Source organism: Kitasatospora sp. NPDC057223, from assembly GCF_042669755.1.
GTDB lineage: Bacteria > Actinomycetota > Actinomycetes > Streptomycetales > Streptomycetaceae > Kitasatospora.
The window spans coordinates 36,960-52,017 of the sequence record NZ_JBHUWW010000054.1 but is presented as its reverse complement, the minus strand read 5'-3'; the positions used below and the strand labels follow the sequence as shown (position 1 = coordinate 52,017).

At 72.8% G+C, this 15,058-nt stretch carries 15 protein-coding genes; 9 read left to right on the top strand and 6 right to left on the bottom strand.

The annotated features are described in order from the left end of the window. The coding region (locus tag ACFUK0_RS20260; protein ID WP_380252058.1) for a VOC family protein at positions 1–448 on the top strand (448 nt) is incomplete at its 5' end. Positions 449–533: 85 nt separating this feature from the next. Here the strand turns inward: ACFUK0_RS20260 and ACFUK0_RS20255 are convergent. Then, complete coding sequence (locus tag ACFUK0_RS20255; RefSeq protein ID WP_030918248.1) at positions 534–737, bottom strand: cold-shock protein; 204 nt, start codon at positions 735–737, stop codon at positions 534–536. A 307-nt stretch (positions 738–1,044) separates the two neighbouring features. Between ACFUK0_RS20255 and ACFUK0_RS20250 the strand changes: the two genes are divergently transcribed. Further along, positions 1,045–1,269 carry a hypothetical protein gene (locus tag ACFUK0_RS20250; protein WP_380252056.1) on the top strand — a complete coding sequence of 75 codons (225 nt, stop codon included), beginning with the start codon at positions 1,045–1,047 and terminating at the stop codon, positions 1,267–1,269. A 195-nt stretch (positions 1,270–1,464) separates the two neighbouring features. Here the strand turns inward: ACFUK0_RS20250 and ACFUK0_RS20245 are convergent, their stop codons facing one another. Beyond that, on the bottom strand, positions 1,465–2,391 hold the full coding sequence (locus ACFUK0_RS20245; protein WP_380252054.1) for an LLM class F420-dependent oxidoreductase: 927 nt from the start codon (positions 2,389–2,391) through the stop codon (positions 1,465–1,467). A gap of 151 nt (positions 2,392–2,542) precedes the next feature. Here ACFUK0_RS20245 and ACFUK0_RS20240 point away from each other — a divergent pair, with 151 nt between their 5' ends. From ACFUK0_RS20240 to ACFUK0_RS20230, 3 genes are all read left to right on the top strand, one after another. Continuing rightward, entirely contained in the window at positions 2,543–2,872 is a 330-nt protein-coding gene (locus ACFUK0_RS20240; protein WP_380252052.1) for a DUF6401 family natural product biosynthesis protein, read from the top strand. A 135-nt stretch (positions 2,873–3,007) separates the two neighbouring features. Further along, positions 3,008–3,766, top strand: coding sequence for an alpha/beta fold hydrolase (locus ACFUK0_RS20235; RefSeq protein WP_380252050.1), 759 nt, complete (start codon positions 3,008–3,010; stop codon positions 3,764–3,766). 293 nt (positions 3,767–4,059) lie between these two features. After that, the gene (locus tag ACFUK0_RS20230; RefSeq protein ID WP_380252048.1) at positions 4,060–5,460 is read left to right on the top strand and encodes a pectate lyase; all 1,401 of its coding nucleotides are present in this window, start codon (positions 4,060–4,062) and stop codon (positions 5,458–5,460) included. An 88-nt stretch (positions 5,461–5,548) separates the two neighbouring features. Here ACFUK0_RS20230 and ACFUK0_RS20225 read toward each other — a convergent pair whose 3' ends face one another. The 3 genes from ACFUK0_RS20225 to ACFUK0_RS20215 all read right to left on the bottom strand — a co-directional run bounded on the left by ACFUK0_RS20225 (position 5,549) and on the right by ACFUK0_RS20215 (position 7,328). Next, a complete protein-coding gene (locus ACFUK0_RS20225) occupies positions 5,549–6,394 on the bottom strand; it encodes a hypothetical protein (protein ID WP_380252046.1) in 846 nt (281 codons plus the stop codon). Next, positions 6,391–6,918 (bottom strand): SigE family RNA polymerase sigma factor, encoded by a 528-nt coding sequence (locus tag ACFUK0_RS20220; protein ID WP_380252044.1) that lies wholly within the window; start codon positions 6,916–6,918, stop codon positions 6,391–6,393. Before ACFUK0_RS20220 ends, ACFUK0_RS20225 begins: the two co-directional genes overlap by 4 nt. A 131-nt stretch (positions 6,919–7,049) precedes the next feature. Then, the gene (locus tag ACFUK0_RS20215; protein ID WP_380252042.1) at positions 7,050–7,328 is read right to left on the bottom strand and encodes a helix-turn-helix domain-containing protein; all 279 of its coding nucleotides are present in this window, start codon (positions 7,326–7,328) and stop codon (positions 7,050–7,052) included. Positions 7,329–7,390: 62 nt separating this feature from the next. Between ACFUK0_RS20215 and map the strand changes: the two genes are divergently transcribed. The 3 genes from map (at position 7,391) to pntB (ending at position 11,813) form a co-directional block, all read left to right on the top strand. Beyond that, positions 7,391–8,158 carry a type I methionyl aminopeptidase gene (gene map / locus ACFUK0_RS20210; protein ID WP_380252040.1) on the top strand — a complete coding sequence of 256 codons (768 nt, stop codon included), beginning with the start codon at positions 7,391–7,393 and terminating at the stop codon, positions 8,156–8,158. Between the two features lie 617 nt (positions 8,159–8,775). Continuing rightward, the gene (locus tag ACFUK0_RS20205) at positions 8,776–10,344 is read left to right on the top strand and encodes a Re/Si-specific NAD(P)(+) transhydrogenase subunit alpha (protein WP_380252038.1); all 1,569 of its coding nucleotides are present in this window, start codon (positions 8,776–8,778) and stop codon (positions 10,342–10,344) included. 5 nt (positions 10,345–10,349) lie between these two features. Further along, on the top strand, positions 10,350–11,813 hold the full coding sequence (gene pntB / locus ACFUK0_RS20200; protein WP_380252036.1) for a Re/Si-specific NAD(P)(+) transhydrogenase subunit beta: 1,464 nt from the start codon (positions 10,350–10,352) through the stop codon (positions 11,811–11,813). A 61-nt stretch (positions 11,814–11,874) separates the two neighbouring features. On the opposite strand, the gene ACFUK0_RS20195 is transcribed toward pntB, so the two are convergent. Further along, complete coding sequence (locus ACFUK0_RS20195) at positions 11,875–13,503, bottom strand: serine/threonine protein kinase (RefSeq protein ID WP_380252034.1); 1,629 nt, start codon at positions 13,501–13,503, stop codon at positions 11,875–11,877. A 305-nt stretch (positions 13,504–13,808) separates the two neighbouring features. Here ACFUK0_RS20195 and ACFUK0_RS20190 point away from each other — a divergent pair, with 305 nt between their 5' ends. Then, positions 13,809–14,975 carry a 4-hydroxybenzoate 3-monooxygenase gene (locus tag ACFUK0_RS20190; protein ID WP_380252064.1) on the top strand — a complete coding sequence of 389 codons (1,167 nt, stop codon included), beginning with the start codon at positions 13,809–13,811 and terminating at the stop codon, positions 14,973–14,975. The last annotated feature ends 83 nt before the right edge of the window (positions 14,976–15,058 follow it).

The following is a 15,058-nucleotide window of genomic DNA, read 5'->3' as shown; positions in this document are numbered from 1 at the left end:
CTCCACGGCCGGGCCGTGGAGATTCCGGCCCGTCTGCGCGATAGTGACCGCCATGATCGGACGCCTGTTCTCCCTCGTCGTCGACTGCCCCGACCCGTCCGCACTCGCGGGCTTCTACGAGAGGCTGCTGACCCTCACCCGGGTGGAGGACGGCGACGACTACGTGGTGCTCCGGAGCGCGACGGGCACGGAGGTGGTGACCTTCCAGCGGGTCGCCGGCTTCCGCCCGCCGAAGTGGTCCGACCCGGGGCGCCCGCCGCAGATGCACGTCGACGTGATGGTCGAGGACCTGGACGTGGCCGAGGCCGAAGTCCTCGCACTGGGCGCGACGCTGCTCGAAGGCTCGGACAAGCCGATCGGGTACCGGGTGTACGCCGACCCGGTCGGCCACCCGTTCTGCCTGGTGACCCGCGAAGGCGTCGTCCCCGAGGACGCCCCGGCCGGGTAGCAGCGCCCGGACGCGAAAGGGGCCCGCACCGCGCGTGAACGCGGTGCGGGCCCCTTGCCTGCCGGGCGGGTGCCCGGCGGAAGGACTACAGCGGGCGGATGTTCTCGGCCTGCGGGCCCTTCTGGCCCTGCGTGACGTCGAACTCGACCTTCTGGCCCTCAAGCAGCTCGCGGAAGCCGTTGGCGTTGATGTTCGAGTAGTGGGCGAACACGTCCGGGCCGCCACCCTCCTGCTCGATGAAGCCGAAGCCCTTTTCCGCGTTGAACCACTTCACGGTGCCGTTAGCCATAACAAATTCTCCTTCGAGGACTGTCCGGAATCTGCACTGTGCGGATTCCGAGTCGCCGCGATGATGACCCGCCCGGGAAGCCGGGAAAACAAAAATGCGCCTGCGGTCAATCAGCAGGCGCACACAAAGTTCATGGGAACCAAAACTGCAACTAATTCGACTGTAGCAGGGCCGGGCCCCGAACGGGGCGATGTGACGCGTCGGTCCTCCGATCGCCCGCACTGTTCACCCCGCCGCCACCTGCTCCGGCGAACCAGCCGGGGCCCGGGCGGCCCGAGGGCCCCGGATTGGGCGCATACTGGCAAGGATGACGAAATCAGCTGCTCCCAGACGACCCCTGCCCACCAGCCCGTTCCGGGTTGCCGCCCCACCGCCGCTCAAGGAGTTCGCCGTCGGAGACCGGGTGTCACACGACCAGCACGGCCTCGGCCGGGCGATCAGTGTCGAGGGTGACGGCGACGCGGTGGTCATCGACTTCGGCGGACGACAGGTCCGGATCGCGAAGCCCTACCCCAAGCTGTTCAAGCTCTGAACAGCTGTCGCACCATCAGCCGGCCGTAGCCGCCGCGGAGCCCGGTCCTCGGCGGCGGCACGCGCCGGCACCGGCACGGCCAGCTCCGGCACGGCCGGCTCCGGCACGCCTGGCGCCCACCCGCGCCGGGCCCGGACGGCCTGCTGCCCGGCCCAGGTCGTGCCCGTCCCCCCGGACACGACCCGGCCCACGGCTTCAGCCGAGCTGCGGGGCGATCCGGGTGGCGATCAGCTCCAGGTGGTCCAGGTCGTCGAGGTCGAGGATCTGGAAGTAGAAGCGCTGCGAGCCGGCCTTGGCGTAGCGGCCGATGGTCTCGACGACCTCGTCGGGCGTACCGGCCAGGCCGTTCGCCCTCAGCTCGTCCACGTCACGCCCGATCGCGGCGGCCCGGCGGGCCACCTCGGCGTCGTCCTTCCCGACGCAGGCGACCAGGGCGTTGGAGTACACCAGGTCGTCGGCCTTGCGGCCGTGCTGTTCGACGGCGGCGCGGACCCGGCCGAACTGCTCACGGGTCTCCTCCACGGAGACGAACGGCAGGTTGAACTCGTCCGCGTACCGCGCGGCCATGGCCGGAGTACGCGTCGGGCCCCGGCCCCCGATCAGGACCGGGATCCGCTGCTGCACGGGCTTGGGCAGTGCCGGCGAGCCGCTGATCCGGTAGTACTCGCCCTCGAAGTCGAAGGTGTCGCCGAGTTTGGTCCCCCACAGCCCGGTGACGATGGCGAGCTGCTCCTCCAGCCGCCCGAACTTCTCCTTGGGGAAGGGGATGCCGTACGCCGCGTGCTCCTCGGCGAACCAGCCGGCGCCGAGGCCCAGCTCGACCCGGCCGTTGCTCATCGCGTCGACCTGCGCCACCTGGATCGCCAGCACGCCGGGAAGCCGGAAGGTGGCGGCGGTCATCAGGGTGCCGAGGCGGATCGTGCTGGTCTCGCGGGCGAGGCCGGCCAGCGTGATCCAGGCGTCGGTGGGGCCGGGCAGCCCGTCGACGTCGCCCATCTTGAGGTAGTGGTCGGAGCGGAAGAACGCGCTGAAGGCGCCGAGCTGCTCGGCGGTCTGCGCGACGCGCAGCAGCGTGTCGTAGGAGGCGCCCTGCTGGGGTTCGGTGAAGATGCGGAGATCCATGGGCCTCATTCTGGTCCGGACCGTCGCGTCGGCGAAGCCCGCCCGTCCGGTTCGGCCGGATCCCCACCGGATCTCCCCGGGTGGCGGAAGTCTCATGTTCAAAAGGCATAAGTGCGCGTCGGCCGATCGTTCGCTCCCCTACCGTGGACGGATGTTCGCCTACCCCGACGAAGCAGCCGGCTGCCCGCTGACCGGCATAGTCGCCGCCTACACGCCACGCCTGGCGGAGTTCGCCCACCAGCCGGGCTTCGTCGCCGTCGTCGACCAGCACGCCGCCGAGATCCGTGAGCGCCTGTACGCCCACGGGCCGGAGCTGGTGCCCCGGCCCCTGGACCGTGCGGAGCTGACCGACTACGCACTGGGCTTCCTCGACGCACTGGCCGAGGTCGGCTGGGACCAGCCGACCGGACGGGACTACGCGGTGAACCGGCTGACGGCGATCTGCTGGCTGGTACGGCAGCACAACCTGCTCGCGGCCTGAGACCGCGCGACCGCCCGGCGTGACCGATCCGGCCGAAGCAGAACGCCCGGGGCGGGGCTCCGCGTACAGTTGCGGTCCACGAAGCGATCGACGGCGGGAACGTTCAGAGTGATCAGGCAGGCGGGCAGGAGCGGCGTGGCCGGACACCGGGCGCTGGAATGGCGGGTCCTCCCGGAGCAGCCCTCGGCGGCGGTCCTCGTGCTGCACGGCGGACAGGAGCACGGCCTCGCGAAGCCGGGCCCGTGGAACCTGCCGGGGCTGCGGATGGCCGGCTTCGTCCGGGCGATCCGCCGCGAGACGGCCGGAGCGGGAGTGGCGATCGGCGTGGTCCGCTACCGCCACCGCGGCTGGAACGACGAGGCGGCCGACGCCGCCCGCGACGCGGCCGCCGCGCTCCACGACCTCGCCGAGGAACTGGGCCACGTCCCGACCGTGCTGGTCGGCCACTCGATGGGCGGCCGCGCGGCGCTGCGCTCGGCGGACCACCCCAACGTCACGGGCGTCGTCGCCCTCGCCCCGTGGTGCCCGAAGAGCGATCCCTGCGCCCAGTTGGAGGGCCGGGACGTCGTGATGCTGCACGGCGACCGCGACCGGGTCACCGCTCCGGCCGACACCCGGTTGTTCGCCGCCCGGGCCCGGGCGGCCGGCGCACACGTCTGCGGTTACACCGTGGCGGGCAGCGGCCACACCCTGCTCAAGCGTTCCGGTGACTGGCACCGCGCCGCCGCCCGGCTGTCCGCGGGCCTGCTCGGCCTGCGCGCCCTCCCGCAGGAGGCGGCGGTCGCGCTGGCCCTGAGCGGCGACGCCCCCGGCGGCCTCGGCCTGCCGCTGCCCGCCTTCCGGCACGCCACCGGCCGCGGGCGCCCGGCCCCGGCGATCAGCACCGAGGTCTGATCCCTGCCGCACGCGCCACGCGGGGCCTGAGGGCCCCTCATGCCCCTTGCCCCGCCCGCCCGCTGCCCGGCAGGCCGGTCGCGGGGCCGTGGGTCGCCGTGGGGCGCCGTGGGGCGGGTTTTCTGCGGATCGGAGATTTCCGCTCTGCCACGGCAACCTTTCCGAGGCGGGCGGCAACCAGGAGACAGGCGCCGAGCCGACGAGCCGTCACGGCCGTCGGCCGCGCGCCCGGGCGGGCCCCCGGACCGGGAGGCCCTGCTCCCTGTCCCTGCACCCGTAAGGAACTGTGAGACGTGAGCAAGCGAGCCATACGCCCCAAGCGTGCCAGGATCGTGGCCCTGGGCAGCGCGGCGGCCCTGGCGGCGGCAGGCGTGGCCGGCGGTGTCTGGGCGAGCGCGGACGCCGCCGCGCCGACCCCCGCGCCGGGTACCTACACCCTGGTCAGCGCGGCCGGCGGGCTGTGCCTGGACGTTCCGGGAGCCGCCGGCGCGGACGGTGTCCAGCTGAACCGGCACGCCTGCGGCGGCGCCGGCCAGACCTGGCGGCTGAGCACCACCACGGGCGGCTTCACGCTGGTCGCCGTGCACAGCGGCAAGTGCGCCGGTGTGCGCGAGGCGAAGACCGGCGCAGGCGCGGCGGTGCAGCAGGAGGCCTGCTCCGGTGGCGCCGCCGCCCAGACCTGGGCGCTGACGGCGGTGGAGGGCGGTTACCGCCTCGTCAACGCGGGCAGCGGCAAGTGCCTGGCGGTGAAGGACGGTTCGACCGCACCCGACGCGCCGGTGCAGCAGAACTCCTGCGACTCGGCGCCGGCCAAGCTCTGGGCCCTCAAGCCCGCCGGCACCGGCACCGGCACCGGCACCGGCGCCACACCGACCGCGACCGCATCGGCCACCGCCAAGCCGACCGCCACTGCCACTGCCACTGCCACTGCCACTGCCACTGCCACTGCCACTGCCACTGCCAAGCCGACCGCGACGGCGTCCCCCACGTCGAGCGGCACGATCCCCGAGTGGCCGACGCCGACCGTCGACGTTCCGCTGACGGCCACCCAGCAGGTCGGCGCACTCTTCGACGGCGGGGGCAGGCGCTTCGTCGGCAAGGGCGCGCTCGGCACGGGCGGTCAGTCCGAGAGCCAGCCGGCCATGTTCGAACTCGCCGACGGTGCCGTGCTCCAGAACGTCGTGCTCGGCGATCCGGCCGCCGACGGCGTGCACTGCAACGGAAGCTGCACCCTGAAGAACGTCTGGTGGGAGAACGTCGGCGAGGACGCCGCCACCTTCAAGGGCACCTCGGCCTCCCAGGTGATGACCGTCGACGGCGGCGGCGCGCGCGGCGCCGCCGACAAGGTCTTCCAGCACAACGGCCCCGGCACGATGGTGATCAAGAACTTCCGCGTCGAGGACTTCGGCAAGCTCTACCGCTCCTGCGGCAACTGCAAGACCCAGTACGCCCGTCATGTCGTGATCGACAACGTCCTGGCGACCGTCCCGGGCAAGAAGATCGTCGGCATCAACTCCAACCTCGGCGACACCGCGAAGATCTCGCGCCTCACCATCGCCGGTGACAGCGGCCAGAAGATCACCGTCTGCCAGCGCTTCACCGGCGTGACGAGCGGCGAACCCAAGGAGGCCGGCAGCGGCCCCGACAGCACGTCCTGCCTCTACACCCCGGCCGACGTCACCTACCGGCCGTAGTCCCGACTCCCGTGCGCTGCGGCGTCCCGGTGGTCCCGTCCGGACCGCCGCAGCGCACGGGAGTCCCGCTCGGTGAGGGTGCGCAGGCTCAGGTGGTGCGGGCGAAATCACCCCAGACGGCGGATCTGCCGCCGGCCGTCGTGGCATCGGCGCGATAGGTGTCGTCCTTGGCGTCGCGTCCGCCGGCGACGTGTCCGTACTGACCGGCGAGGACGAGCTGCCCCGCCGGGACGGTCCTTCCGGGCTTGAGGGTCCAGCGGTAGAGCAGGGACCCGCCGTCCTCACGGACCGAGACGTCGAAGTCGGCGGCGGGCCGGGTCTGCCAGCTGCCCGTGTTCTTCACCCCGTCGGTCAGGGCGATCCGCAGTTCGACGGTGAGTGCGGTGAGCGGACTGCTGGTCTTGAGGGTGACGTTGCTCTGGGCCCAGTCGTCGGTGCTGTGCGGGTCGACCGAACCGTCGGCCCAGAGCGGGCCGTCCGTGGTGTGGCTGCGGGCCGTCGGTGACGCCGACGGGCGGCCCACGGAGGGGGACGGGGACGGCGTGGGAGACGGGGACGAGGACGGCACGTACGGGGACGGCGCAGCGGGCGACGGCGCAGCAGAGGGCAGCACAGCAGGGGGCGGCGCGACAGGCGACGGCACGGCCGCCGGCCGGGATGTGGCCGGGGCCGCCGTGACGGCCTGCTGCGGCGGAGCGGGGGCACGGACGATGGCGGCCACCGCGAGGCTGCCCATGGTCACCGCGCCGGCGGTGGCCAGGGTCGCCAGCAGGACCCGGGGCCAGGACAGCGCCCTGACGCGCTCACGGTGGCGTCCGCGGGCGGCCGGCCCGGGGACGGCCATGCCTCGCTCCACCCGGGCGAGCATGCGGGCCCGGTCGGGCTGTTGGGCCTCGGCGCTCGTGCGCAGCAGGTCGCGCAGTTCGTCCGTCACCGGCTCCTGCTCCCCGTGAGATGGCCGGCGGCGCTGGTGCCGAGCAGCCGTTGAAGTTCCGCCATGCCCTTGGAGGTCTGGCTCTTCACAGTACCGACCGAGACTCCGAGGGCCTGGGCGGTCTCCTTCTCCGACAGGTCGAAGGCGTGCCGGAGCACGACGCAGGAGCGCTTGCGGAACGGCAGCCGGGCGAGTGCGGCACGGACGTCCACGACGGCCGCCACGTCCGGGTCCTCGCTGCGCTCGGGGTGGCGGGCCCAGAAGAGCAGGACGCGGCGCCGCTCGCGGACCGCACCGCGGATCCGGACGCGCGCCAGGTTGGCGACCGTCCCGCGGGCGTAGGCGAGCGGGTGGTCCGCACTGCGGACCTTGTCCCAGCGGTGCCACAGCGCGACCATGGCGTCCGCGGCGAGATCGTCGGCGGCGTCCGCCTCTCCGGTCAGCAGACGGGCGAGACGGGCCAGCTCGGCGTGGTGGCGTTCGAAGAAGTCGTGGAACTCCGCGGACGCCTCATCGGCGGTCATGCCCTCGGTACGGCCTCTCGGTGCGATGTTAGCGCTCACATCCAGGGCGGCAGCCTAGCAGCCCGCTCGCACCGCCGTTCTACCGCCGCCCGCCCCGGGCGGCCGATCCCGGCGGCCGGGCCCGCCCGGGCTCACGCCGACATCGCCTGCCCTCCGCAGTCCGCGTCCTCCTCGGCGCAGGCTGCGGCCAGCTCGTCCAGCGACAGGCCCAGCGCGTGGGCCAGGGCGGCCACGGTGAAGAAGGCCGGCGTCGGGGCCCGGCCGGTCTCGATCTTGCGGAGCGTCTCGGCGGACACCCCGGCCGCCGCCGCCACGTCCACCATGCTGCGGTCGCCGCGGGCCCGGCGGAGCAGGGCCCCGAAGCGCTCTCCGCGTTGCCGCTCCTGCGGACTCAAAGGAACTCTCACCATACCCGTGATACTAATACCGGTATAAGTATTGGACAGCATCGCATCGCGGGGAGTCACGGCACATGGTGGAGATCAAGAGCGACACGGCACTGGCGGCGATGCGGGAGGCCGGGCGCGTGGTCGCCCACGCACTCGCGGCCGTCCGCGAGGCAGCAGCCGTGGGGGTCCGCCTGCACGAACTGGACGAGGCCGCCCGCACCGTTCTGGCCAGGGCCGGAGCACGCTCCCCCTTCCTGGGCTACCGGCCGTCCTTCGCCCCCGTCCCCTTCCCCGCCGTGATCTGCGCCTCCGTCAACGACGCCGTCGCCCACGGCATCCCCGGCGACTACCGGCTGCGCGACGGCGACCTCGTCAGCATCGACTGCGGAGCCGAACTCGACGGGTGGACCGGCGACGCCGCGATCAGCTTCACCGTCGGCACCCCCCGCCCCGGCGACCTCGAACTCATCGCCGCCACCCAGCAGGCCCTGGACGCGGGCATCGCCGCCGCCACCCCCGGCCACCGGATCGGCGACATCTCCCACGCCATCAGCACGGTCGCCCGCAAGGCCGACTGCGGCATGCCGGCCGACTTCGGCGGCCACGGCATCGGCCGTCAGATGCACGAGGACCCTCACGTCCCCAACCACGGACGACCCGGCCGCGGCTTCCCGCTGCGCCACGGCCTCACCCTGGCCCTCGAACCCATGCTGATGGCCGGTGGACGCAACGACTACCGCACCGACCCCGACGGATGGACGCTGCGCACGATCGACGGCAGCCGCGCCGCCCACATCGAACACACCGTCGCGATCACCGAGGACGGCCCCCGCATCCTCACCCTGCCCTGATCTCCGGCAACCCGGCGGCACGACCCGGCCGGGTTCAGTACTTCTTCAGCCCGGCGCGATCGACTACGGGTCGGCCGGCCATGGCGTCCGGCGCGAGACGGATCCGACCGGACCCGCCGGGAGAGCCGGCGCCGCGGATCCCGACCTGGGGAGTGCGATGTTCGGCCGGCTCGCGAAGGTGAAGTCCCGTGGCACGCGCCCGGTCCTGAGGTGCTGATTCGGTGGCGCATTCCCTCGTCGGCGAGATCCCGCACGGACGGGGGCGGACACGGACGGGGGCCGGTACGGGCTGCGGCGGACACGGACCGACTCGGCCCGGAACAGCGAGTTCTGACCGACGGTCATCCGGGCGAACCCCGCTCGTGATCACGATCACCGATCGGTCTCCGGCCCCTCCGCCGGTGGTCTCCGGGGCCGTCACCTCGGCCGTTGTCCCGACCCGGCCCGGCGGCACCGCTGCCGGGCCGCCCGCCTGCTCACTCAGTGAGGCTAATCACTGCCTCGCGGTCTCGGCCCCGGTAGCCGAGTAGGTGTACGTTCCTGCGACCAGCGAGTAGAGCACCCCCGCTGCCGCAGATGCCCGGTCAACAGCGCCTCCGACGAGAGAGACACCAGACATGTCTGCACAGGTCCCGACCCACCACCCACCCCAGCGCATCGGCGTGGCCGCCGAGTCGACCTCCGGGGAGACCCGCGTCGCGGCGACACCCGCGACGGTGCGGCAGCTGCTCGACCTCGGCTACGAGGTCGTCGTCGAGTCGGAGGCCGGCGCGGCGTCCGGATTCACCGACGGGGCCTACACCGAGGCCGGTGCGAGCATCGGCGACGCCTGGGCGGCCGACGTGGTCCTCAAGGTCAACGCACCGTCGAGCGACGAGATCGCCCGCCTGCGCGCGGACGCCACCGTCGTCGGCCTGCTCGCGCCGGCCCAGCACCCCGAGCTGGTGCAGGAGTTGTCCTCGCGGGGCGTCACGGCGCTGGCGCTGGACGCCGTCCCGCGGATCTCGCGGGCCCAGTCGATGGACGTGCTCAGCTCGATGGCGAACATCGCCGGGTACCGCGCGGTGATCGAGGCGGCCCACGTGTTCGGGCGCTTCTTCACCGGCCAGGTCACCGCGGCGGGCAAGGTGCCGCCGGCGAAGGTCCTGGTGGCGGGTGCCGGCGTGGCCGGGCTCGCCGCCGTCGGCGCGGCGTCCAGCATGGGCGCGATCGTCCGCGCCACCGACCCGCGGCCCGAGGTCGCGGACCAGGTCCGCTCGGTGGGCGGCGAGTACCTGGCCGTGGACGTCGTCCAGGAGGCGAGCACCGACGGCTACGCCAAGGCGACCTCCGACGACTACGACCGCGCCGCCGCCGCGCTCTACCACGAGCAGGCCAAGGACGTGGACATCATCGTCACCACGGCGCTGATCCCCGGCCGGGCCGCCCCGCGGCTGGTCACGGCCGAGGACGTGGCCGCGATGAAGCCGGGCAGCGTCATCGTCGACATGGCCGCCGCCCAGGGCGGCAACGTGGAGGGCACCGTGCCCGGCCGGGCGGTGGTCACCGGCAACGGGGTCACCATCATCGGCTACACCGACCTGGCCGGCCGGCTGGCCACGCAGGCCTCGCAGCTGTTCGGCACCAATCTGGTGAACCTGCTGAAGCTGCTGACTCCCGGCAAGGACGGCCGGCTGGTCATCGACTTCGAGGACGTGGTCCAGCGGGCCGTGACGGTGGTCCGGGCCGGCGAGGTCACCTGGCCGCCGCCGCCCGTGGCCGTCTCGGCGGCCCCCGCAGCGGCGCCCGCGGCCCCCGCGGCGCCGGTGGGGGTGAAGGAGTCGGCCGTCACCCCGGCGGTGCGGTTCGGCCTGATCGGGCTGGGGATGCTGGCCGTCTTCCTGCTGATCGCGTTCGCGCCGACCCAACTCGCCGAGAACTTCACGGTGTTCGCGCTCGCGGTGGTCATCGGCTACTACGTCATCGGCAAGGTCCACCACGCGTTGCACACCCCGCTGATGTCGGTGACCAACGCGATCTCCGGGATCGTGGTGATCGGCGCCCTGGTGCAGATCGGGCACGAGAGCTGGGTCGTGACGACGCTGTCGTTCGTGGCCGTGCTGCTGACCAGCGTGAACATCTTCGGCGGCTTCGCCGTGACCCGCCGCATGCTGAGCATGTTCTCGACTGCCCCGGAAAGGCGCTGAGCCCGATGACTTCCACGACGGCGTCCCACGCCGCAGACCTGGTCGCCGCCCTGCTGTTCATCCTCAGCCTGGCCGGGCTGTCCCAGCACCGGACCTCGCGCGCCGGCGTCATCTACGGCATCGCCGGCATGGCCCTGGCCCTGGTCGCCACCGTCGTGCTGGCGGCGCAGAGCATCACCGCCGGCGCGGTCGCCCTGATCGTCCTCGCGATGGTGATCGGCGGCGCTGCCGGGCTGTGGCAGGCCCGGCGGGTCGGCATGACGCAGATGCCCGAACTCATCGCCGTCCTGCACAGTTTCGTCGGCCTGGCCGCCGTCCTGGTCGGCTGGAACGGCTACCTGGAGGTCGAGTCCCAGGGCTCGGCCCAGATCCTGGTCTCCGGCGACCTGCTGGGCATTCACCACGCCGAGGTCTTCATCGGCATCTTCATCGGCGGGGTCACCTTCACCGGCTCCATCGTGGCCTTCCTCAAACTGTCCGCCCGGATCGCCTCGCGCCCGCTGACGCTGCCCGGCAAGAACGCCCTCAACCTGGGGGCGCTGGCCGCGTTCGCGGGGCTCACCGCCTGGTTCACCGCGAGCCCGGGCCTGGGGCTGATGGTCGCGGTGACCGTGCTGGCGCTGGCCCTCGGCTGGCACCTGGTGGCCTCGATCGGCGGCGGCGACATGCCCGTCGTCGTCTCCATGCTGAACAGCTACTCGGGCTGGGCGGCGGCCGCCGCCGGGTTCCTCCTCGACAACAACCTGCTCATCGTCACCGGGGCACTGGTCGGCTCCTCCGGCGCCTACCTGTCGTACATCATGTGCCGGGCGATGAACCGCTCCTTCATCTCGGTCATCGCCGGCGGCTTCGGCATCGAGGCCCCGACGAGCGGCGAGGAGGAGCAGGGGGAGCACCGTGAGATCCGCGCCGAGGAGACCGCGGGGCTGCTCGCACAGGCCCGGACCGTGGTCATCACCCCCGGCTACGGAATGGCCGTGGCCCAGGCCCAGCACCCGGTGGCGGAGCTGACCCGGCGGCTGCGCGAGCGCGGCGTCGAGGTCCGTTTCGGCGTGCACCCGGTGGCCGGACGCCTGCCGGGGCACATGAACGTGCTGCTGGCCGAGGCGAAGGTGCCGTACGACATCGTCCTGGAGATGGACGAGATCAACGACGACTTCGCCAAGACCTCGGTCGTCCTCGTCATCGGCGCCAACGACACCGTGAACCCGGCCGCCACCGACGACCCGTCCAGCCCCATCGCCGGCATGCCGGTGCTGCGGGTGTGGGAGGCGGAGCAGGTGATCGTCTTCAAGCGCTCGATGGCGTCCGGCTACGCGGGTGTGCAGAACCCGCTGTTCTTCCGCGGGAACAGCAGCATGCTCTTCGGGGACGCCAAGCAGAGCGTGGACGCGATCCTCCGGGCCCTGCCGGGCGAGGCCCAGGACGCCCCCTCCCGGCCCGTCCGCCAGCCCACGACGGCCGGCTAGGCGCGCCACGACCGAGCGGACCGCCCGAGCACCACACCGGGCGGTCCGCCCGGACACCTGGTCACAACTGCCACAGCTGACCGGTGTAGTACCCGCACGGGTTGAGCACGAGCTTGACGTGGTTGGCCGGAGGGCCGGCCGTGTCCAGGCACAGGCCGCTCGGCAGGTTGGTGAACCGGTGATTGACGGCGTCGTACTCCCACTGCTGGCCGCTGTAGTTCCCGCACGTTCTGAGCTCCAGGCCGAGTCCGGTGACCGGGGCCCCCGCGGTGTCGAGGCACAGCCCGCTGGGAGCGTTCACGAGGTAGTGCCCGGAGTCGCTGTAACTCCAGCTCTGGCCACTGAAGTTGCCACAGTCGCTGATACGGACGTTCACGCCAGCCCGCTGCGGCCCGTCGGTGTCGATGCACAGTCCGCTGAAGGTGTTGGTGACCTGACGCGGGTCGGAGTCGGGCGGTGCGACGGGGCTCTTCGCAGGAAGGTCCGGCAGTGCCGCCGGGCTGTGCGGGGCAGCTGCCGACGATGTGACGCGGCTGCTCGCAGGAGACGTCGGCAGCGGCGCGGCGCCGGTGTGCGACGGAGAAGGCGTGCCGCCCTGGGCCCGGTCACCGTGGTGGGCCGTGGCACCCCTGATGCCCGCCACCGCGCCGGCGACGAGCGCCACGGCGCACACCGCGACCGCGGCGAGCAGGGCGGTGCGGCGTGGCGGGTGCGGCCTGCGTGGCGCCTCCGGCGGGAGGAGAACGGGGGCGTACGCCGAGGACACCGTCCGGACGGCCGGCGGATCGGGAGCCGCGAGAGTCGCCGGAAGCCCGTCCAGACGGTCCGACAGCTCGCTCCCGCGCTCGATGATCATCGTGGTGACGGCCGGCGGCACCCAGGCGCCGGCCGTGACAGCGGGCGCTGCCAGCCGGTTCAGGACGTCGGCCAGACCGGGCCGCTGCGCCGGGTCCTTGGCCAGGCAGGCGGCGACCAGCTCGACGAGGGGGGCCGGCACCCCGGCCAGGTCGGGGGCGGCGTGCACGATCCGGTAGACGATCGATTCGACCGTCCCCGCACCGAACGGGCCGCGCCCGGCCGCGGCGAACGTGAGCACCGCTCCCAACGCGAACACGTCGCCGGCGGGCCCGACGCCCAGCCCCCTCACCTGCTCGGGGGACATGAACCCGGGAGTTCCGACGATGGTGGTCGAGGCGTGGGTCGCATCCATCGCACGGGATATGCCGAAGTCGATCACACGGGGGCCGTCGTCGGCGAGGATGATGTTGCCGGGCTTGAGGTCACGGTGCACCAGACCCGCGCCGTGGATCGCGGTCAGCGCCTCCGCCAGTCCGGCCCCCAGGGCGGTCACGGCCGAAGCCGGCAACGGCCCGTGCGCATCGACCGCCTGCTGCAACGACGGGCCGGGAACGTAGGCGGTGACCAGCCACGGAGGATCGGCCCCCGGATCCGCGTCGACCACCTGGGCGGTGTAGAAACCACCGACGCTCCGCGCGGCGGCGACCTCCTGGGCGAAGCGGCGGCGGAACTGCGCGTCGCCGGCGATCTCGGGGTGGACCACCTTCACCGCGACCACGCGGCCGCCGCGCGACCGGCCCACGAACACCCGGCCCATCCCGCCGTGACCGAGCCGCCCCAGCAGGTGGTACGGGCCCACCTGTCGCGGATCTCCGACTTCGAGGGGTTCCATGAGCAATGGTCCTGCCGAATCACGAGAAACCGATGTCTGCCGGGGTGATTCTCCCAGGAACCCCACCCACCGCGAGGGCGGGTCGACCAAGCTGATGCCCACTCAGAAGCACCGCCGGGGCGCTGAATGCACGACCGAACGGCCGGGCGGCGGGGCACTGCCGCCGCCGGGCCCCACCCGATCCTCGCCGCAGGCCCGCAGCGTCCGTACGGGTGAATCCTTTCCTTCTCGACGTTTGCCACTGTCTATGATCCATTTCCGTGACGGAAAGTAAGAGCACCAGAACACTGGGCAACAGGGCCGACGTGGTCATCCTCGGCGCCGGACCCGCCGGGCTGGTGCTCGGGAACCTGCTGCTCGCGAGCGGCGTCGACTGCGTCATCCTGGAGCGCGCCACCCGCACGCAGGTGCAGGCCCGCTCGCGGGCCGGCTTCCTCGCGGCGAACACCGTGCGGATCCTGGACCGGCACGGCCTGGCCGAGGGCCTCCACCGGCGCGGCCGGGAGCACACGACCTGCGAGTTCCGTACCGAGGACGGCCGGTTCCGCCTCGACTACGGCAGCCTCGGACGCGGGGAGCGGCACACCGTCTACCCGCAGCACGAACTGGTGACGGATCTGCTGACGCAGTACCTGAACACGGGCGGCCGGGTGCGTTTCGGAACCGAGGCGCTCACCGTGCGGGGCGCGGACGACGCGCGCCCCTCCGTCACCGTACGGGAGGCCGACGGCCGTACCGGCAGCTGGCAGGGCAGGTACGTCGTCGGCTGCGACGGCCGGCACGGCGCCGCACGGCGCTCGCTCCCGCCCGGCGCCGTCCGCCGCCATCGTCTCGACCACGGCATCTCGTGGCTCGGCCTGCTCGCCGAGGCGCCCCCGAGCCTGGACGCGGTGGGCTACGCGGTGCACCACCGGGGCTTCGCCGGGCACATGGCGCGCACCCCCGAGGTCACGCGCTACTACCTGCAGTGCGAGCGCGGCACATCGCCCGACGCGATGTCCGACGGCCGGATCTGGGACGAACTGGCGCTCCGGATGCGCGCCGAGGACTACGGCCCGCTGCGCCGCGGCCGGATCGTCGACCGTACCGTGGTCGACCTGGAGTCCGACGTGCTCGAACCCCTGCGCCACGGCGCCCTCTTCCTCGCGGGCGACGCCGCGAGCCTGCTGAGCCCCTCCGCGGCCAAGGGCGCGAACCTCGCCGTGCTGGAGGCCGAGATCCTCGCCCGCGCCCTGATCGACGACCTCTGCCACGGCAGTCCCGAAGGGCTCGCCGGCTACTCGCAGCGGTGCCTGGCCCACATCTGGCGCGCGCAGGAGTTCTCGCAGTGGATGGTCCGGCTGCTGCACGGCGCCCCCGGTCCGGACGGAGAATCGGTTTTCCACGATTCCCTGCGCCGCTCCCGCCTCGCCTCCCTGAGCACCTCGCGCAGCTGCCAGGACTGGTTCGCCGACCACTACGTCGGCGTCTGAGAACCGTCCCGCAACCGTCTGCCGTACCGACCGTCACCCGCGTACCGACCATGCCCCGCGTACCGACCACCACCCGCCTACCG